The following is a 17,934-nucleotide window of genomic DNA, read 5'->3' on the forward strand; positions in this document are numbered from 1 at the left end:
CGTCACGCCGACAGTTCCTCCCGCAGCGCGTCCCGCAGCCGAGCCGCCCGCTCCGAGACCTCCTCGGGCCCCAGCGCCACCGCGCGGTCGGCCCACCGCTGCCCCTCGGCCAGCTCTCCCCGACGCGCGTAGACCAGGGCCAGCCGCAACGCCGCCCGTCCGTGCCCGGCGTCGGCGGCCCGGGCCCACCACACGGCGGCCTCGGGCTCGCTGCCCTCCCGGGCGAGCAGCAGCCCCAGGTTGAACGCGCCGTTGCGGGACCCCGCCTCCGCGGCCTCCCGGTACCAGCGAGCCGCCTCGACGACGTCGCCCCGCGCGGCCGCCAGCATGCCCACCCGCACCTGGGCCCGGCGGTGCCCCTGCGTGGCCGCCCGCTCGTACCACTCCTCGCACTCGCTCTTCTCCTCGTGCACCGGCTCCCCGAGGGAGTGCGCGGGCACCGGCGGCCGCCGGGCGTCCAGCACGGTCGCCAGCCGGTACGCGGCCTCCGCGCTGCCGCCGCCCGCCGCACAGCGCAGGTGCCGCTCGGCGCCGGCCTCGTCGCCCTCGCGCAGCCGGGCGATGCCCACCTGGAGCGCGGCCTCGGTGTGCCCGGCGGCGGCGGCCCGCTCGTACCAGCTCAGCGCCACGGCGTCCTCGCCCCGCCCGGCGAACAGGATGCCGAGGTTGAAGGCGGCGTCCACGCTGCCGGCCTCCGCGGCCTTGGAGAACCAGGGCTCGGCCCCGGCCGTGTCCCCGCCCTGGAGCAGCAGGATGGCGAGCGCGTTGGCAGCCTCCCGGTGCCCCGCGTACGCGGCCCGCCGGTACCACTGCTCGGCCTGCGCGGTCCGCCCCTGCTCGGCGCAGAGCAGCCCGAGGTTGTACGCGCCGTTGTCGTCACCGGCGTCCATCGCCGCCCGGTACCACCGCTCGGCGGTCTGCGGCTCGCCGCGCTCGGCGTGCAGGGCGCCCAGGGCGTTGGCCGCGTTGCCGTCGCCGTCCTGAGCGGCGCGCAGCCACCACACGGCGGCGCTCTCGGTGTCACCGGCGTCCCGCAGCAGGAACCCGAGCGCGCAGGCGGCCCGCGCCTCACCGTCCTTCGCGGACGTCAGGTACCAGCGCCCGGCCTCCTTGAGGGCACCGCGCCGCTCCAGGATCGCCCCGAGATGCAGCGCTGCCCGGCGGTGACCGCGCGCGGCGGCCTGCCGGTACCACAGCTCGGCCTCGGCCCCGGCGCCGTGGTCGTCGCCCACGTCGCCCTCGGGACCCAGCCGGCGGTCGAGCGTGCGGGCCAGCCGGTAGGCCGCCTCCCGGTGGCCCCGCTCGGCGGCGATCCGCATCCACTGCTCGGCGCCCGCGTCCCCGCGGTGCTCCAGCAGGTCGGCGAGCGCGTAGGCGCCCAGCGCGTGCCCCTGCTCGGCGGACTGGCGCAGCCAGTACTCGGCGGCGGGCTCGTCGCCGCGCTCGCGGTGGTGGCGGCCCAGCGCGTGCGCGGCCGCGGCGGAACCGGCGACGGCGGCGATCCGCCACCAGCCGGCGGCGTCGTCGGCGTATCCGCGCTGGTGCAGCAGGACGCCCAGGTTGTTGGCGGCGGCCCGGTCGCCGGCGGCGGTGGCGGCACGCAGATGGGGCTCGGCTCCGTCGAGATCGCCGCGGCGCAGCAGGAGGGCGCCGAGGACGCTCATCGCCTCGACGTCACCGGCTTCGGCGGCCAGGCGCTGCCGGACCTCCTCGGCGGCGTCGTCGGTCGCCTCCCCGGCCCCGTCCCGCCCGGAAGGTTGCACAAAACGCCCTGTCTCGAACAGAGTTGCCTTGTCCCCCATAACGTCCATCGTCGCACCACCTGCAACCTGGGTACACCTGGTATACCGCAGCCAGTGAGGTCACTTCAGCGTTTTGTCGACATGCCCACAGAACGACAAGTGAAACACAGTCGCCCCCAACTGCCCTCGGCGGCACGGCCGTCAGGACCTCGGCACATGCGTTCGCACATCACGAAGGCCCGGATCCAAAAGGATCCGGGCCTTCGATTCCAGTAGCGGGGACAGGATTTGAACCTGCGACCTCTGGGTTATGAGCCCAGCGAGCTACCGAGCTGCTCCACCCCGCGCCGTTGTGTTGCAACCGTATCACGGCGCGGGGAGGGCGTTCGCCGGCGGTTGATCAGCCGCCGGGGCTGCCACTGGGTTTCGGACTGCCACTGGGTTTCGGACTGCCACTGGGTTTGGGACTGCTGCCGCTCTTGCTCGCCGCGGCCTGCGCGTCCTCCGCCCGCTTGAGTGCGGCCTCCAGATCCGCCTGGGCCCTGCCGTACGCCTCCCAGTCGCCCTTCTTCAGGGCTTCCTGGCCGGCCTCGAACGCCTTCTGGGCGTCGTCCAGCGCCTGTTGGACCGTCGGGTCGCTGGCGGCCGGCGGCGGCTTGGTGGTCGTCCCGCCGTCGTCGTCCGGTGGCTCGGTGGTCGAACCGCTGGCTCCGAACACCTTGTTCAGGGCCTCGTCGAGGGTGTCCTCGAAGGCGGTGTTGCCTCCGTAGGTCACCAACACCTTCCGCAGCAGCGGGTACTTGAGTCCACCACCGCGTACGTAGACCGGCTCCACGTAGAGCAGTCCTCCGTCGAGCGGCACCGTCAGGAGATTGCCGTACTCCACATTGGAGTCGCCTCGGTTGAGGAGGCTGATGGTCTCGGCGATGTCCTGTTCGGAGTTGAACTGGCTCTGCACCTGTTTGGGCCCGTTGACCGTGGTGTTGGTCGGCAGTTTCAGGATTCTGATCTTGCCGTAGTCGCCGGTGCCCGCCTCGGCGTCGACCGACATGAACGCACTGAGGTTGTCCCGGCCGTTGGGCGTGAACGTCGTCGTGAGCGAGAACGCCTGTGCCTTCTGGTCGGGCATCTTCATGCTCAGGTAGTACGGCGGCACCGCGTCGCCCGACTTGTTGGTCGGGTCGTCCGGCACCTGCCACACCTCGCTGCCGCTGAGGAAGGTGTCCGCGTCCTCGACGTGGTAGCGCGCCAGCAGTTCGCGCTGGACCTTGAACAGGTCCTGCGGGTACCGCAGATGGGCCATCAGGTCGGTGGAGATGTCCTTCTTCGGCTCCACCGTGCCCGGGAACGCCTTCATCCAGGTCTTGAGGACCGGGTCCTTGGTGTCCCACTGGTAGAGCTTGACCTCGCCGGTGTACGCGTCGACGGTCGCCTTCACCGAGTTGCGGATGTAGTTGACCTGGTTCTGCTGGGCCACCACCGCCCGCTGGTTGTTCGTCGCGGTCAGCGAGTCGGCCGTGGTGTCACCGAGGGTCGTGCGCGAGGAGTACGGGTAGCCGTTGGTCGTCGTGTAGGCGTCGACGATCCACTGGATCTTGCCGCCCACCACCGCCGGATAGGCGTCGCCGTCGATGGTCAGCCAGGGGGCGACCGCCTCGACGCGCTGCTTGGGCGTGCGGTTGTACAGGATCCGCGAGCCCTCGCCGATCGCTCCGGAGTACAGGATCTGCGGCTCGCTGAACGCCACCGCGTACGCGGCCCGGTTGACCGGGTTGGAGAGGTTGACCCCGCTCTTGGCCTTGTAGCTGTAGGTCTTCTCTCCGGAGTCGTCGGAGTAGTCGATCTCCTTCTGGGGACCGCCGACGATCGAGTAGGTGGTGGTCTTCTCGCCGTAGTAGACGCGCTGCTGGTACGTCCCGAGGTCGCCCTGGGAGGGCAGGTTGGACTCGGTGAAGACCGGGCGGCCCTCGTCGTCGGCCTCGGTGCCCTTGGCGGCGACCACGCCGTAGCCGTGGGTGTAGCGGAAGTGGTCGTTGATCCAGTTGTTCTTCGGGATGCCGGCGAGGTTCAGCTCGCGCAGCCCGATGACCGTGTCCTGGTCCTTGCCGTCCTTGCTGTACCGGTCGACGTCCAGGTTGGTCGGGAACGCGTAGTAGTTACGCATCTGCTGGAGCTGCTGGAACGTCGGAGAGACCACGTTGGGGTCCACGACCCGGATGCTGGCCGTGGCGTCGACGTCGTCGCGCAGCTTGGTCTTGTCCGTGGTGGTGGGTTTGCCGTCGTACTCGGTGACCGAGGCGTCGTCGATGCCGTAGGCCTCGCGCGTCGCCTTGAGGTTCTTCTCGACGTACGGCGCTTCCTTGGCCTGCTCGTTCGGCTGGACCTGGAACTTCTGGACGATCGCGGGGTACAGCCCGCCGATGAGGATCGCCGAGAGCACCATCAGGCCGAAGCCGATCACCGGGAGCTGCCAGGTGCGCCGCCACAGAGTGGCGAAGAACAGCAGCGCGCAGATGACGGCGATGCAGAACAGGATCGTCTTGGCGGGCAGATAGGCGTTCGCGTCGACGTACCTGAGACCGGTCCAGCTGTCGGTCGCCTTGAAGTCGCTGGACTTGACCGCCAGGCCGTACCGGTCGAGCCAGTACGCGACGGCCTTCAGGGCGACGAAGACGCCGAGCAGCACCGACAGGTGGCCGGTCGCGGCGGCCGTGGCCCGCGCGCCCGGGGAGGTGATCCGCAGACCGCCGTACAGGTAGTGGGTGAGCGCGGCGGCGATCACCGAGAGGATCGCGGCGGCGAAGCCGAAGCCGAGCAGGAACCGGTACCAGGGCAGGTCGAAGGTGTAGAAGGAGATGTCGAGGTGGAACTGCGGGTCCTTCTCGCCGAAGGAGACGCCGTTGACCCACATCAGCCAGGTCCGCCACTGGCTGGAGGCGGAGGCGCCGGCGATCAGGCCCACCAGGGAGACGATCCCGAGCAGCAGCCACTTCTTGTACGGCGCGATGCCCATGCGGTAGCGGTCGAGGTTCTGCTGCTCCATCGACATGGCGCTCAGCGGCGGGCGCAGCCGGTGGGCCAGCCAGATGTTGAAGCCGACCGCGAGGGCCATCAGCAGACCGAAGACGAAGAACAGTCCGATCTTGGTCCACAGGGTGGTGGTGAACACGGACGAGTAGTTCACCGAGCGGTACCAGAGCCAGTCCGTCCAGAAGCCCGCGAACATGGTGAACGCCATGCCGAGGACGGCAAGGACGCCCAGCGTCATGAGCAGGGTCCGGGCGCGCCTGGACGGGCGGCCCACTCTCATCCGCGGCCCCGTCGGGCCTCCGCCGCGGTCCGGCATCTGGAAAGCCAAGGTGCGCACCTCGAAGTCGCTGTCGATCCGTCAGGCCCTCGTGTTCGCGGGCCCTGGGTGGCCCCCCGTGATCGCGGGCCCACACCTATGCAACTTACTCACCGTTTACTCGGTTCCCGATTCCGGTCACGAACGAGGCAGGATTGTGACCATGTCCAACACCCCCATGGCGGCGAACCCGCTCACCCGGGCCGTTCTCGAGATCGACGAGTACGCCTCCGGCCTCGGCTGGGACCAGCCCGCCCGTCTCTTCGCCCTCGTCGACACCGCCCGGCTGCGCGCCCAGGAACCCGCTCTCGCGAGCCAGCTCGGTCTGCAGGAGGGGCAGGAGTCCTCGGGCTTCACCCCCATCGAGCAGGAGGAGATTCCCGCGGGCAAGCCGCTCGACGAGTTCCTCGGCACCATCGCCTGGCCCGACGCGGTCGTCGGCTGCGCGCTCACCGTGGAGCGCCTGATGCTGCCGCCGTCCGCCGAGGCGTCCGTCCCGCAGGGGCTGACCGAGGCCAAGCTGGCGAAGTGGGTCGCCGGGCACCCGGACCGCCAGGAGGTCCGGATGACGGTCGCGGTCCTGCGCGACGGCAGGCGCGACTCGGCCCTGCGGCTGCGCGAGAAGGACTCCCCCACCGAGGTCCTCACGGGCGGTGACCTGGTGCCGGGCCTGGCGGAGGCACTGTCGGCGACGTTCGCGGAGTAGCCGCCGCGGCTATCCCTCGGTGCACCTCGGCAGGTCGGACGTCCTGCCCTCGCGGATGTCCTTGAGCGCGCCGAGGGCGTCCCCGATGGTGTTCACCTTGACCAGGGTGAGCCCGCCCGGGGTGTCCTTGGCGGCGGCCGCGCAGTTGTCGGCGGGCGTCAGGAAGTACTGGGCGCCCTTGTCGCGGGCGCCGACCGTCTTCATCTCGATGCCGCCGATCGGGCCGACCTTGCCGTCGTCGTCGATCGTCCCGGTGCCGGCGACGAACTTGCCGCCGGTCAGGCTGCCCGGGGTGAGCTTGTCGTAGATGCCGAGCGCGAACATGAGGCCGGCGCTCGGGCCGCCGACGTCGGCGAGCTTGATGTCGATGGTGAACGGGAAGGTGTGGTCGGTCCCGGCCGCGATCCCGACGACGGCGCGCTTCTCGCCCTCGTCGTCGGACGCCCTGGTGGTGATCGTGACCTTCTCGGTCTTCGTGGCCGTCCGGTGCGCCTTCTCGGCGGCGGCCTGCTCCTTCGCGGGCACGATCGTGAACACGACGTCCTCGCCGGGCTTGTGCTTGGTCACCAGCTTGGCGACGTCGCCGGGCGCCTTCACCGCCGTGCCGTCGACGGCCTTGATCACGTCACCGGCGTGGAGCCGGCCCTCGGACGGGGAGTCCTTGACGACGGTCGAGACGATCACCCAGGACTGCACCGGGACGTCCAGTTCCTTCAGCGCGGCGACCTTGGCGCTCTCCTGGGACTGGCTGAACTCCTCGGCGTTCTCCTGGGTCGACTGCTCCTCGGTCTTGCCGTCCGGGTAGAGGGTGTCGTGCGGCACGACCTTGTTGTCGTGCGCGAGCCAGCCGTACACGGCCTCGACGAGGTTCATCTTGTAGTCGGCGCTGGTGACCCGGACGGTGGTCATGTTGAGGTGACCGCTCGTCGGATACGTCTTGCGGCCGGAGATCTGAAGCACCGGCTCGCCGCCGTGGTCCCCGAGGGTGTTCACCGTGGGGCCCGGTGACATCTCGGCGTAGGGCACGTTGATGAAGACTCCCGCGCAGAGGAGCGCGATCAGCATCAGGGTGGAGGCGAGCATCGTCGCGGTGCGGCGTGGCATGGCACGACAGTACGGGACGCACCTGTCGGAGCTTCGTCAGGGCGCCGCCGTCCCGTGGACGTCGGGTGCCGGGTGCGGTCAGGTGCCGGAGTGCGACTTCTCCATCGCGGCACGGAACCGGGCGTAGCCGTCGAGCTCGGGGCCGTCGCTGCGCGCCTTCCGGGTCCGGTTGGCCCAACTGCCCCACAACCCCCCGACGACAGCGGCCAACAACGGAATCAACAACCAGACGAGCGCCCCCATGCCGACCTCCCGACCCCACACCGAACCACCGCAGCGAACTGACTGATCAGCAGATTAACCATCCGCACTGACAACGCTCACGCCAGGGGTGCGGTTACGCAACCGGAGGGGTGAAGGAAGGGTTCAGCAGGCGCCGTCGGCGGGCTCAGCAGGCGCCGACCCATTCCTCCGTACCGTCAGAAAACGTCTGGTGCTTCCAGATCGGCACCTCGTGCTTGAGATCGTCGATCAGTTTCCGGCAGGCGTCGAAGGCCTCGCCCCGGTGCGGGCAGGAGACGGCGACGACGACGGCGAGGTCCCCGACCCCGAGGTCCCCCACGCGGTGCACGGCGGCGAGGGCCCGCACCGGGAACTCGGCGACGACCTTCTCGGCGACCCTGCGCAGCTCGGCCTCGGCACTGGGGTGGCACGAGTACCCGAGCCGGTCGACGTCGGCGCCCCCGTCGTGGTTCCTGACGGTCCCGACGAACAGGGCGGTCCCCCCGGCGGCGTCGTCCCCGACGGCGCGGAAGACCTCGTCGAGGGAGAGGGGGGTGTCACGGATGCCGAGCAGCTTGATGGGCTCGTCGGCGGCCTGCTCGCCGGGGTGGTCGTTGATGGGTGCCATACGCCCATCGTGCCGCACGCCGGAGACGAGGGGGAATAGCGTGATCGCCCGGCACACGCGTGTGCGCGTTCGGAGGCTCGTACAGGTGTACGCGCCTCAAAGGGGCGCGGGGAACTGCGCGAACAGCCACAGCGGGCCCGCACCCGCCCGCCGACCTGACGCGGCACCCCTAGATGCGCACCCTCAGATCCTCCGCCGCGCCTTCCTGGCCCGCCGTACAACGGCAGCCGCACCCAGCAGCGCGACCGTCGCACCCGCCGCGCCCGCCGCCGTCGCGTCCTTGCGTCCCAGCCGCCGCCCGGCGACCGTGTGCCGTCCGGCGACCTCCTCCAGCAGCTCCGCGAGGACCTCCTCGTTGGTCCACCGCGGCCGCCATCCGGCGTCGTGCAGCCGGCTCCCGCTCACCACCCAGGGGTACATCGTGTACGCCAGGTCCCCCGCGGGAGACGGCGTCAGCCCGATCCGGTGCAGCCGTGCCGCGGCCCCCAGTGCGACCGCCGACGGCAGCTCCATCCGGCGGATCCCGCTGAGCTCCTCGATCTCCTCCTGCTCCAGCCACCCGTCGCACCCGACGGCGAGCTCCCCGTCGACCTTCTCCAGGACGGCGTGCTCCAGGGCGCTGCACAGGTCCTCGACGTGGCAGAACTGCCAGGCGGGCCGGGACCCGGCCACGACCAGCAGCCGCGGCGACTCGAAGTACCGGGTCAGAGCGGTGTCGGTACCGCCGCCGACCAGCACGGCAGGGCGTACGACGGTGACGTTGAGACCGGGGTGCGCGCGGGGCGCCCGCCGTGCGAGCCGCTCGATCTCCAGCAGGTCCCCGACTCCGGTCGCCTCCGCGGTGGCCCGCAGCTCGGCGTCCTCCGACAGGGGCAGCTCGTTGTCCGGCAGCGCCCCGTAGACCATCGCGGACGTGCACAGCACGACCCGGTGGACGCCCGCGGCCGCGGCGGCGGTCAGCACGGTCTGCGTCCCGCGCACGTTGTAGGCCGTACGCGCCGCGGGGTCGGTCTCCAGGTCGAGGTCGAGCGCCAGATGCACCACGACGTCGGCCCCGCGCAGCTTCTCCGCGATGGCGGGATCCCGTACGTCCAGGATGTGCCACTGCGCCGCGGCGCACTCACCGCGCCGCTCGTCCAGCGCGATGACCTGCTTGATCTCCTCCGAGGCGGCGAGCCGCTCGGTGAGCAGCGCTCCGACGCCGGACGCGGCACCGGTGACCGCGACGACTGGCCCGCGCGTGGCGGGATTGGTTGACTGGTTTCGCGCTGCGCGAACCTGCGGATCAGGGGAACTCACCGGGCGTCTCCAGCGGTTGTCTTCAGTAGGAACGCGAGTGACGCGTACGTACCAGGTGGCATCCATCCTGCCGCAGGCGGAGAGTCGGCGGAGCACCGAGGCCCCGACGGCCGTCGGTGTCTACGCTGGGGGGTGTTATCGGGCAGCCGCGCCGCCGGAGGCAACCGGTGGCCTTACCAGCCGAGGAATCCCGTGAGTGACACCCCATTCGGATTCGGCCTTCCGCCGGAGGAGCCGGACGACGGCGACGAGGGCAAGAAGAAGGACCAGCAGAGCGGTGGTGGTCAGGGACCGGCCAACCCGTTCGGTTTCGGCGCTCTGCCCGGAGCCGGAGGCTTTGGCGGCCCCGGTGCGGACAATCCGCTCGCAGCCATGTTCGGTTCCCTGAACCCCACCGACCTGGGCGCCGCCTTCCAGCAGCTCGGCCAGATGCTCTCGTACGAGGGCGGCCCGGTGAACTGGGACATGGCCAAGCAGATCGCCCGGCAGACGGTCTCCCAGGGGACCTCGGACGGCACCAAGGACGCGAGCATCGGCCCCGCCGAGCGCACCGCGGTCGAGGAGGCCGTGCGCCTGGCGGACCTGTGGCTCGACGACGCGACGTCGCTGCCGTCGGGCGCGGGCTCCGCGGTGGCGTGGTCCCGCGCGGAGTGGGTCGAGGCGACCCTGCCCGCGTGGAAGGAGCTCGTCGACCCGGTCGCCGAGCGGGTCGGCACCGCCATGGGCGACGTCCTGCCCGAGGAGATGCAGGCCATGGCGGGCCCGCTGATCGGCATGATGCGCTCGATGGGCGGTGCCATGTTCGGCACCCAGATCGGGCAGGCCGTCGGCGTGCTCGCGGGCGAGGTCGTCGGCTCCACCGACATCGGCCTGCCGCTGGGCCCGGCCGGCAAGGCCGCGCTGCTGCCGGTGAACATCGAGGCCTTCGGCAAGGACCTGGGGGTGCCCAAGGACGAGGTGCGGCTGTATCTCGCCCTGCGCGAGGCCGCCCACCAGCGCCTCTTCGCACATGTGCCGTGGCTGCGCTCGCACCTGTACGGCGCGGTCGACGGCTACGCGCGCGGGATCAAGGTCGACACCGCCAAGCTGGAGGACGTGGTCGGCCAGTTCGACCCGCAGAACCCCGAGCAGCTCCAGGACGCGCTCCAGCAGGGCATGTTCCAGCCGGAGGACACCCCGGAGCAGAAGGCGGCCCTGGCCCGTCTGGAGACGGCTCTGGCGCTCGTGGAGGGCTGGGTGGACGCGGTGGTCCACGCGGCCGCCAAGCCCCGTCTGTCGTCCGCGGACGCGCTGCGCGAGACGCTGCGCCGCCGGCGTGCCTCGGGCGGCCCCGCCGAGCAGACCTTCGCCACGCTGATCGGCCTTGAGCTGCGCCCGCGCCGGCTGCGGGACGCCTCCCGGCTGTGGGCCTCGCTCACGGACGCGCGCGGTGTCGACGGCCGTGACGGTCTGTGGGCCCACCCGGACATGCTGCCGACCGCGTCCGACCTGGACGACCCGGACGGCTTCGTGCACCGCGAGCAGCTCGACTTCTCCGAGCTGGACAAGATGCTCGGCGAGGCGGCGGACGGCAAGCCCGACCTGAAGAAGAAGGACGACGACACCGAGTGAGCCTGCACGACGAAGCGGTCCTCGTGCTCAAGGGGTACGAGGACCAGGAGGAGCTGCGCCAGGCCTACCTGGACCATCTCGCGGCCCACCCGGACGGCGTGTGGAAGTCCTGCGAGGCGGGGCACATCACGGCGAGCGCCCTGGTGATCGACCCGTCACGGGGACAGGTCCTGCTCACCCTCCACAAGAAGTTGCGGATGTGGCTCCAGATGGGCGGTCACTGCGAGCCGGCCGACCCGTCCCTGGAGGCGGCCGCCCTGCGCGAGGCGACGGAGGAGTCGGGCGTCGCGGGACTGGCCCTGCTGCCCGGCGGCCCGGTCCGCCTGGACCGGCACCCCATCCCGGCGCCCTGTCACCGGCACTTCGACGTCCAGTACGCCGCCCTCGCCCCGGCGGGCGCCGTGGAGGCGATCAGCGAGGAGTCCCTCGACGTGCGCTGGTTCGCCTACGACGAGGTCGCGGGCGTGGCGGACGAGTCCGTCGTACGCCTGCTGGAAGCGACGCGCGCGAGGCTCTGAGCGCCCTCTCGGCGCATGGCGCACGGGCAGGGGCGCCCGCTGGTGCGGGGGCGTGTTCAAGGGGCGCCCTGCCACGGCGGGGCGCATGGGTAAGGGGCGCCCGGCAATGGCGGGCGCCCCTTACGCATGCCTAGCTGTTGCTGCCCCCGAGGGAGTTGCCGCGCATGCCGAACTGGCCGAGCACCCCGCCGTTGCGCATGCCCTGCGGCGGCAGCAGCTCGCTGGGCTGGACCAGGACGTGGCCGGTGCCGCCGAAGTGCATCTCCCAGCCCTCGCCGGTGGTGCCCCTGCGGCGCCACACGCCCGAGGTGGAGGTGGGCGCCTGGAGCTGGGTGCGCAGGGACGTGGACCAGGCGATGACGGCGTCGGAGTCGACGCAGACGTTCTTGTCCGGTCCCACCTCGAGGACCAGCGGTTCGCCCGAGGTCATCAGCACGACCTGACCGGAGCCGGACAGCTCCAGGTTGTAGGCACCCGCGGCGGCCACCTCGACGGCGCTGTCCACGGCGACGATGCCGACGCCGAGGGAGCCGTCGAAGGCGAGGACGTAGGAGCTGTCGACGGTGATGCCGCGGCCGACCTCCATGATGTGCAGGTGCTGGGCGAGGTTCGCCAGGTAGACGATGCCGTTGCCCTTGCAGCGCATGAGGTCCAGGCCCTCGCCGGTCATCCGCTCGACGTTGCGCCAGCTGCGGTTGCGGTACTGGCTGTCGAACTCGACCTGCCCCTCGAAGGCCACCATGGCGCCCTGCCGGGCGAGGACGGGGCTGCTGCCCTGGGTGACGTCGGTCTTCAGGAGCTGCGGGTTCTGGAGGGTGTAGCGCCCGGTCGACTCGACCGGGACGTGTGCGAAGAGTGTGCTGTGCATGGTGCTAGGTGCTCCCCTCAGCCCCGGATCTTGAATCGGTCGCCGGTGTCCTCGCTCGGCTGGACGACCACGAAGCCCTGCCCCTTGAAGCCGATCTGGAAGGCCTCGCCGCTGCCGCGTCCGATCAGGGCGCTCGCCTTGATGGTGCGGCGGGCCTTCATCTCCAGGCCGGTCGTCCAGGCGACGAGCGCGTCCGGGTCGACGTACGTCTCGCGTTCGGCGCAGTCCAGGGCCATCGGGATGCCCCGGCTGACCAGGGCGACCCAGCCGGTGCCCTTGATGACGAGGTTGGTCAGGCCGGAGCCGGAGAGCTTCGCGAGCCCCTTGACCGGCTCGATGGCCAGTTCCAGCGAGGCGTCGCAGGCCAGCAGGGTGGCGCCGTTGACCGAAAGGGCCTCGCCGTTCAGGTGCAGGACGAGGATGTCGCCGCCGTAGTCGGCGAGGTACAGGTCGCCGTCGCCGCGGGCCAGCATCAGCCGGCCGCCTTCGCCGGTGACCATCTCCTCCGCCGAGCGGCGCAGGCTCGCGGGCGCCCCGTCGAACTGCACATAGCCGTCGTAGGCGATCATCGAGCCGGCCTTCGCGATCAGGTCCTGTCCGGTGACCATGGTGACCTTGAGCGTCTTGGAGCTGTGCACACTCATGCGGACGCCGGTCGCGGCGGCGCGGTGCGCACTCAGAGTCTGGGAGTCCATGGCCTCACACCTCGAAGGGCTGTACGACGACGAAGTTGCCGGGGGCGCCGCGGAACTGGAGGTTCACGGCCTCGGTGGTCTGCCGGGCGTACCCGGAGCGGCGCAGCCTGAGCGAGGTCGTGGTGACCGCCTGGGCACCGGCGGACCAGGCGATGACGGCGTTGCCGTCGACATAGGTGGCCGCGCCGACGGGCAGGACGACGGGCACGCCGCGGGTCTTGACGACGACCGCGCCTGTGCCGGAGAAGAGCATGCTGAAGAAGCCTCCGCCGGGCAGTCCCGCGCCCTCGATGCGGCGGACCTCGGTCTCCAGGGTCTCGTCGAAGGCCAGCACGCCCTGGGCGCTGGTGTAGAGCTGCTCGCCCTGGAGGCGGATCACGAAGACCCTGCTGGCCTCGTCGGCGAGGAACACCTCGCCGTTGCCGGTGCAGCGCATCAGGGACATGCCCTGTCCGGTGAGCGCGCCGGTGAGCTTGCCGAGCAGGCCGGAACCCTTGTGGGCGAAGTCGATGTCGCCCTGGTAGGCGACCATGCTGCCCTGCTTGGCGAGGATGGGCGCGTCCTTGGTGAGGGTGGCCCGGACCAGGTTGGCGTTCTGCTCCGTCCAGCGGTCGCCGACGGGCGCTTCCGCGTACTTCGTCAGGACGACCCGGACGTTGGCCTCGGGCGGCACGGGGGCGAGCTGGGTGCCGCCGCCGAAGGGCTGCGCCTGGCCCGGGAAGGCTCCCGGCGCGCCGGGGGGCGCGAACTGGCCGGGGACGGCGCCCGGCGGCGTGAACTGACCCGCGGGTGCCCCGGGAGGCGCGTACTGACCCCCCGGAGGGGCTCCGGGCGGTGTCGGGGTCTGCCCCGGAGGAGTGAACATCTGCGGGCTCGTCGGCGCGGCGGGCGCGGGCGGGGCGGGCGCGGCGGGCGCGGGCGTCGGAGCGGGGTGGACGGACGGGGCGGGCGCGGGAGCCTGCGGCGCGCCGAACGAAGGGGCCGGCGTGGGAGCCTGCGGCGCGCCGAACGAAGGAGCCGGGGCACTCGTCTGCGCGGGCGGGGCGAAGGCCGGCGCCTGGGACTGAGCCGGTACGGCGGGCTGCTGGGGCGCGGCCGCGGGCTCCTCCTCGGCGACCTCGCCGCCGAAGTTCTTCAGCAGCGCCTCCAGACCGCCGTCGAAGCCCTGGCCGACCGCGGCGAACCGCCAGACGTCCTTCAGGTAGAGGTCGCCCACCATCACGGCCCGCTCGGTCGAAAACTCGCTGCCGTCGAACGGGTACCGGGCCACTTCCTCGCCACCGGCGACGATCCGGAGGTAGCCGGGGGCGATCTGCGACATCTGGCCGGCGCCGTCGATCGTCGCCGTGAACGACAGCTTCTTGATCTGCGGCGGAATCCGGTCGAGCGTGACCCGGAACGACTCCGTGTCGCCCGACTGCGCGCCCAGGAGCTGGATGGAGTCCTCGGGGGACTTGGGCTGGTTGAAGAAGATGAAGTACCGGTCGTCCGAGAGCCGTTCGTCGGCGTCGAGGCCGAAGCAGCTGATGTCGAAGGTCAGTCCGGGGCCCGAGATCTGTACGCCTACGTACAGGTCCGTGCCCGCGGTCAGGTCACTGATCTTGGCCTTGTGGCCGCGTTGGAATTCCCTGGCCATGCGTAACGACCGTCCCCCATCCCGAATGCGAGTGCGTCGCGACAGGCTAACGGCAAACTCGGACACCGGCGGAGGTCGGTACAGATCCGGTACAAAAACACGTTCGGGTCGTCGGTCACTCTCCGCCGACGCCCGGGAGGTGCGGCAACCGGTCGGCGGCGACCACGCCTTCGAGATAGCCCTTGGCCCGCTCGGTGCGCGGATAGGCCTCCAGCAACCGCCAGAAACGGGGACCGTGTCCGGGCACGAGCAGATGCGCGAGCTCATGGAGCAGGACATAGTCGACGACGTACTCCGGCATGCCCTGGAGCCGGTGCGAGAGCCGAATGCTGCCCTCGGACGGAGTGCACGAACCCCAGCGGGTGTTCTGATTGGTGACCCAGCGGACCGAGGCGGGCCGCGCCCGGCCGTCGAAGTACTGGGCCGACAGCCGCCGCGCGCGCTCGACGAGCTCGGTGTCGCCGAGGACCCGCTTGCTCTCCTGGGCGGCCAGCTTGGCGAGCATGACGTTCACCCAGCGCTGCTCCTCCGCCTCGGACATCCGGGCAGGGATGAGCACGACGGTGCGATCGCCCTCGCGGTACGCGGAGACCGTCCGGCGTCGACGGCTGCTCCTGCGCACCTCGATCGCGCTCGCCCCCGAGCCGCTCGGCGGCTGGCTCGTCGTGCTGCGCTGTGGCGTTCCGGCGCTGTGCAGTGGGTCGGCGGGCACGCCCCGACGTTACCCGCTGCACACGGGGGAAGTCCCGACTCCGGGACGGTTCGGTTTCGATCGCCCACCATGCGTCTGATTTGTACGACGAATGGTCCCCACCTGTGGACAACTTTCGGCACTCGTCCGCCGGGTCCGGGCATGCTGGCAGCGCCGCCCCGGCCGCGACCGACCGTCGCCCGGGCCACCGCGGCGGACGGGGACGTTCTACGAGGGCTACGGGGGCCTGTCATGCAAGCAGTGGTTCCGCTCGAGCACACCATGGTGCCGCGGATGAAGCCCGCGCTCCGGCGCGGCTGGCGCGACCTCGACACCGTGCAGTTCGGGATGACCCCGGCGCACGCGCTGACGCTGGGTCCGGTCGACACGGCGACGGGCAGCTTCCTCGACCTGCTCAACGGCACGCGCGGTCTCCCGCTGCTGCGGGAGGAGGGACGCCGGATGGATCTGCCCGACGGCCACGTCGACACCCTGGTGGGGCGGCTGGCGAGGGCCGGGCTCGTCGACGACGCGCGGGGCGGGGGGCCGGCCGCGGACGCGCTGCGGGAGAAGAAGGACGTCCTCGACCGGCTGGCGCCCGACCTGGCGTCCCTCTCGCTGACCACCTCGGAGCCGGGTGACGCGATGAGGCTCCTGGCGGCCCGCCGCTCACTGCGCGTGCAGGTCAGGGGTGCCGGCCGGGTGGGCACGACGCTGGCCGCGCTGCTCTCGGGCGCCGGTGTCGGGGAGGTCGACGTGCGGGACGGCGGCCGGGTCGAACCGGGGGACGTCGCCCCGGGCGGGCTCCCCGCCGCTTCCATCGGCGACCGCAGGGACACCGCCGCACGCCGGGCGGTGTCCGCGGCGAGTCCGGGACGCCCGCCGCGACACGGTTCCCGGGCCGCGCCGGCGGCGGACTCCCCCGGGTTCTCCCTGGTCGTCCTCGCCCCGCGCGACGACGTCGACGTCCACGCGCCCGCCCCGGCCGCCGGTGAGCCCCTCGTCCGGTCCGGGACACCTCATCTGTACGCCGGTGTGGTCGAGGCGACGGGAGTGGTCGGCCCGCTCGTCCTGCCGGGCGAGACGGGCTGCGCGGGGTGCCTGCACGAGGCACGGACCGACCGTGACCCGGCCTGGCCCCGACTGGTGGCCCAGTGGCGTTCGGGCGGCCGCCGGCTTCCGGCCCGCCCCTGTGACCTGGCCCTGGCCACGACGGTCGCCGGGCTCGCGGCCGCGCACGCCCTCGCCTTCCTCGACGGCCGTGTCCCGTCGAGCGCGGGCGCCCGCTGGGAGGTCTCGCTGCCCGGTCTGACCTGGCACGCGCGGCCGGTCCCGCCGCATCCCGCCTGTGCGTGCGGGGCTGCGGAGAAAGGTAAGGGAGAACACACCTCCAAGGAGGAGGCTCGGCACGAGACAATGGCGGAGCAACGGTCGTCGGAGGAGTGGTGCCGTAAGGCAACCGCGCCACGGCCGCCTGTGACCTGGAGGGCGCATGTCTGATCTTCCCCGGAAGGCGGTCACCCGGACCGCCAAGCTCGCCGCGCTCCCGCTCGGCTTCGCCGGGCGGGCCACCTGGGGACTCGGCAAGCGGATCGTGGGCGAGTCCGCGGAGATCGTCGGCCGCGAGCTGCAACAGCGCACCGCGGACCAGTTGTTCAAGGTGCTCGGGGAGCTCAAGGGCGGGGCCATGAAGTTCGGCCAGGCCCTGTCCGTCTTCGAGTCGGCGCTCCCCGAGGAGGTCGCGGGCCCCTACCGCGCCGCCCTGACCAAGCTCCAGGAGGCGGCGCCCCCGATGCCGACCCGCACGGTGCACGCGGTGCTGGCGGAGCGGCTGGGCGAGGACTGGCAGGAGCTGTTCGCCGAGTTCGACGACAAGCCCTCCGCGGCGGCGTCGATCGGCCAGGTGCACCGGGCCGTCTGGCACGACGGGCGCGAGGTGGCGGTCAAGGTCCAGTACCCGGGGGCCGGTGAGGCCCTGCTGTCCGACCTGAACCAACTGGGGCGCTTTGCGCGCCTGTTGGGGCCGCTGGTCCCCGGCATCGACATCAAGCCCCTCATCGCCGAGCTGCGCGACCGGGTCTCGGAGGAGCTCGACTACGGCCTGGAGGCGCAGGCCCAGCAGGCCCATGCCGAGGAGTTCGCGGACGATCCGGACGTCGTGGTGCCGGCCGTGGTCCACCAGAGCGACCAGGTCCTGATCACGGAGTGGATCGAGGGCGTCCCCCTGTCGGAGGTGATCTCGGACGGCACTCAGGAGCAGCGCGACCGTGCCGGGCAACTCCTGGCCCGGTTCCTCTTCTCCGGCCCGGCCCGCACCGGCCTGCTGCACGCCGACCCGCACCCGGGCAACTTCCGGCTCCTGCCGGGCGGTCCCGACGGCGAGGACGACTGGCGCCTGGGCGTCCTGGACTTCGGCACGGTCGACCGGCTCGCGGGCGGTCTGCCGGAGACCATCGGCACCTGCCTGCGCATGACGCTGGACGGTGAGGCGGAGGCTGTCTACGAACTGCTCTGCGTGGAGGGCTTCGTGAAGGAGTCCATAGAGCTGGACCCGGACGCGGTCCTCGACTACCTCCTGCCGATCATCGAACCGGCCGAAGTCGAGGAGTTCACCTTCACCCGGGGCTGGATGCGCAGCCAGGCCGCCCGGATCGCCGACCCCCGCTCCCCCGCCCACCAACTGGGCAAACAGCTCAATCTGCCTCCGGCGTACCTGCTGATCCACCGGGTCACCCTGAGCACCATCGGTGTCCTGTGCCAACTGGGCGCGACGGTCCGGCTGCGCGAGGAACTGGAGGAGTGGCTGCCGGGCTTCCTGCCGGAGGGGGAAGGGGACGAGCCGGAAGCGGCGGCGGAGGCGTGAGCCGG

At 71.6% G+C, this 17,934-nt stretch carries 15 protein-coding genes and 1 tRNA gene; 5 read left to right on the top strand and 11 right to left on the bottom strand.

Translation table 11 applies throughout. The features are described 5' to 3' along the window. Positions 1-2: 2 nt before the first annotated feature. The 3 genes from ACIQJT_RS22645 to ACIQJT_RS22655 all read right to left on the bottom strand — a co-directional run bounded on the left by ACIQJT_RS22645 (position 3) and on the right by ACIQJT_RS22655 (position 5,052). Positions 3-1,811 (bottom strand): tetratricopeptide repeat protein, encoded by a 1,809-nt coding sequence (locus ACIQJT_RS22645; protein WP_365462945.1) that lies wholly within the window; start codon positions 1,809-1,811, stop codon positions 3-5. A 204-nt stretch (positions 1,812-2,015) separates the two neighbouring features. Then, positions 2,016-2,089, bottom strand: a tRNA-Met gene (locus ACIQJT_RS22650). A 53-nt stretch (positions 2,090-2,142) separates the two neighbouring features. Then, positions 2,143-5,052 (bottom strand): UPF0182 family protein, encoded by a 2,910-nt coding sequence (locus tag ACIQJT_RS22655; RefSeq protein ID WP_402646109.1) that lies wholly within the window; start codon positions 5,050-5,052, stop codon positions 2,143-2,145. A gap of 199 nt (positions 5,053-5,251) precedes the next feature. Between ACIQJT_RS22655 and ACIQJT_RS22660 the strand changes: the two genes are divergently transcribed. Then, positions 5,252-5,794, top strand: a complete 543-nt coding sequence (locus ACIQJT_RS22660) for a PPA1309 family protein (RefSeq protein ID WP_365462939.1) — start codon at positions 5,252-5,254, stop codon at positions 5,792-5,794. Positions 5,795-5,803: 9 nt separating this feature from the next. Here the strand turns inward: ACIQJT_RS22660 and ACIQJT_RS22665 are convergent, their stop codons facing one another. The 4 genes from ACIQJT_RS22665 to ACIQJT_RS22680 form a co-directional block, all read right to left on the bottom strand. Continuing rightward, positions 5,804-6,898, bottom strand: a complete 1,095-nt coding sequence (locus tag ACIQJT_RS22665) for a PDZ domain-containing protein (protein ID WP_402646113.1) — start codon at positions 6,896-6,898, stop codon at positions 5,804-5,806. Between the two features lie 78 nt (positions 6,899-6,976). Beyond that, positions 6,977-7,141: a hypothetical protein gene (locus ACIQJT_RS22670; protein ID WP_356588915.1), complete on the bottom strand. Its 165-nt coding sequence runs from the start codon at positions 7,139-7,141 to the stop codon at positions 6,977-6,979. Positions 7,142-7,286: 145 nt separating this feature from the next. Continuing rightward, on the bottom strand, positions 7,287-7,748 hold the full coding sequence (locus ACIQJT_RS22675) for a molybdenum cofactor biosynthesis protein MoaE (protein ID WP_365462933.1): 462 nt from the start codon (positions 7,746-7,748) through the stop codon (positions 7,287-7,289). 183 nt (positions 7,749-7,931) lie between these two features. Further along, on the bottom strand, positions 7,932-9,047 hold the full coding sequence (locus ACIQJT_RS22680; protein ID WP_053847934.1) for an SDR family oxidoreductase: 1,116 nt from the start codon (positions 9,045-9,047) through the stop codon (positions 7,932-7,934). Between the two features lie 192 nt (positions 9,048-9,239). On the opposite strand from ACIQJT_RS22680, the gene ACIQJT_RS22685 reads away from it, so the two are divergent. Then, complete coding sequence (locus ACIQJT_RS22685) at positions 9,240-10,658, top strand: zinc-dependent metalloprotease (RefSeq protein ID WP_402646118.1); 1,419 nt, start codon at positions 9,240-9,242, stop codon at positions 10,656-10,658. Beyond that, positions 10,655-11,176, top strand: coding sequence for an NUDIX hydrolase (locus ACIQJT_RS22690; RefSeq protein WP_365462926.1), 522 nt, complete (start codon positions 10,655-10,657; stop codon positions 11,174-11,176). Before ACIQJT_RS22685 ends, ACIQJT_RS22690 begins: the two co-directional genes overlap by 4 nt. A gap of 130 nt (positions 11,177-11,306) precedes the next feature. On the opposite strand, the gene ACIQJT_RS22695 is transcribed toward ACIQJT_RS22690, so the two are convergent. The 4 genes from ACIQJT_RS22695 to ACIQJT_RS22710 form a co-directional block, all read right to left on the bottom strand. Beyond that, the gene (locus ACIQJT_RS22695) at positions 11,307-12,044 is read right to left on the bottom strand and encodes an AIM24 family protein (protein ID WP_053847937.1); all 738 of its coding nucleotides are present in this window, start codon (positions 12,042-12,044) and stop codon (positions 11,307-11,309) included. 17 nt (positions 12,045-12,061) lie between these two features. Next, positions 12,062-12,739 (bottom strand): AIM24 family protein, encoded by a 678-nt coding sequence (locus ACIQJT_RS22700; RefSeq protein ID WP_053847938.1) that lies wholly within the window; start codon positions 12,737-12,739, stop codon positions 12,062-12,064. 4 nt (positions 12,740-12,743) lie between these two features. Then, the gene (locus ACIQJT_RS22705) at positions 12,744-14,375 is read right to left on the bottom strand and encodes a TerD family protein (RefSeq protein ID WP_402646122.1); all 1,632 of its coding nucleotides are present in this window, start codon (positions 14,373-14,375) and stop codon (positions 12,744-12,746) included. Positions 14,376-14,490: 115 nt separating this feature from the next. Then, complete coding sequence (locus tag ACIQJT_RS22710) at positions 14,491-15,087, bottom strand: M48 family metallopeptidase (RefSeq protein WP_402646125.1); 597 nt, start codon at positions 15,085-15,087, stop codon at positions 14,491-14,493. A gap of 261 nt (positions 15,088-15,348) precedes the next feature. Between ACIQJT_RS22710 and ACIQJT_RS22715 the strand changes: the two genes are divergently transcribed. Both ACIQJT_RS22715 and ACIQJT_RS22720 read left to right on the top strand, forming a co-directional pair. Further along, on the top strand, positions 15,349-16,566 hold the full coding sequence (locus ACIQJT_RS22715) for a TOMM precursor leader peptide-binding protein (RefSeq protein WP_365463109.1): 1,218 nt from the start codon (positions 15,349-15,351) through the stop codon (positions 16,564-16,566). Further along, entirely contained in the window at positions 16,559-17,929 is a 1,371-nt protein-coding gene (locus ACIQJT_RS22720; protein ID WP_402646128.1) for an ABC1 kinase family protein, read from the top strand. Before ACIQJT_RS22715 ends, ACIQJT_RS22720 begins: the two co-directional genes overlap by 8 nt. The last annotated feature ends 5 nt before the right edge of the window (positions 17,930-17,934 follow it).

Source organism: Streptomyces sp. NPDC091972, from assembly GCF_044756385.1.
Classification (GTDB): Bacteria; Actinomycetota; Actinomycetes; order Streptomycetales; family Streptomycetaceae; genus Streptomyces.

What these genes read in the sequence shown, in the direction of transcription:
- ACIQJT_RS22645 (WP_365462945.1), bottom strand. Translation starts at nt 1,811, where the DNA reads ATGGACGTTATGGGGGACAAGGCAACTCTGTTCGAGACAGGGCGTTTT.
- ACIQJT_RS22655 (WP_402646109.1), bottom strand. Translation starts at nt 5,052, where the DNA reads ATGAGAGTGGGCCGCCCGTCCAGGCGCGCCCGGACCCTGCTCATGACG.
- ACIQJT_RS22660 (WP_365462939.1), top strand. Translation starts at nt 5,252, where the DNA reads ATGTCCAACACCCCCATGGCGGCGAACCCGCTCACCCGGGCCGTTCTC.
- ACIQJT_RS22665 (WP_402646113.1), bottom strand. Translation starts at nt 6,898, where the DNA reads ATGCCACGCCGCACCGCGACGATGCTCGCCTCCACCCTGATGCTGATC.
- ACIQJT_RS22670 (WP_356588915.1), bottom strand. Translation starts at nt 7,141, where the DNA reads ATGGGGGCGCTCGTCTGGTTGTTGATTCCGTTGTTGGCCGCTGTCGTC.
- ACIQJT_RS22675 (WP_365462933.1), bottom strand. Translation starts at nt 7,748, where the DNA reads ATGGCACCCATCAACGACCACCCCGGCGAGCAGGCCGCCGACGAGCCC.
- ACIQJT_RS22695 (WP_053847937.1), bottom strand. Translation starts at nt 12,044, where the DNA reads ATGCACAGCACACTCTTCGCACACGTCCCGGTCGAGTCGACCGGGCGC.
- ACIQJT_RS22700 (WP_053847938.1), bottom strand. Translation starts at nt 12,739, where the DNA reads ATGGACTCCCAGACTCTGAGTGCGCACCGCGCCGCCGCGACCGGCGTC.
- ACIQJT_RS22705 (WP_402646122.1), bottom strand. Translation starts at nt 14,375, where the DNA reads ATGGCCAGGGAATTCCAACGCGGCCACAAGGCCAAGATCAGTGACCTG.
- ACIQJT_RS22715 (WP_365463109.1), top strand. Translation starts at nt 15,349, where the DNA reads ATGGTGCCGCGGATGAAGCCCGCGCTCCGGCGCGGCTGGCGCGACCTC.
- ACIQJT_RS22720 (WP_402646128.1), top strand. Translation starts at nt 16,559, where the DNA reads ATGTCTGATCTTCCCCGGAAGGCGGTCACCCGGACCGCCAAGCTCGCC.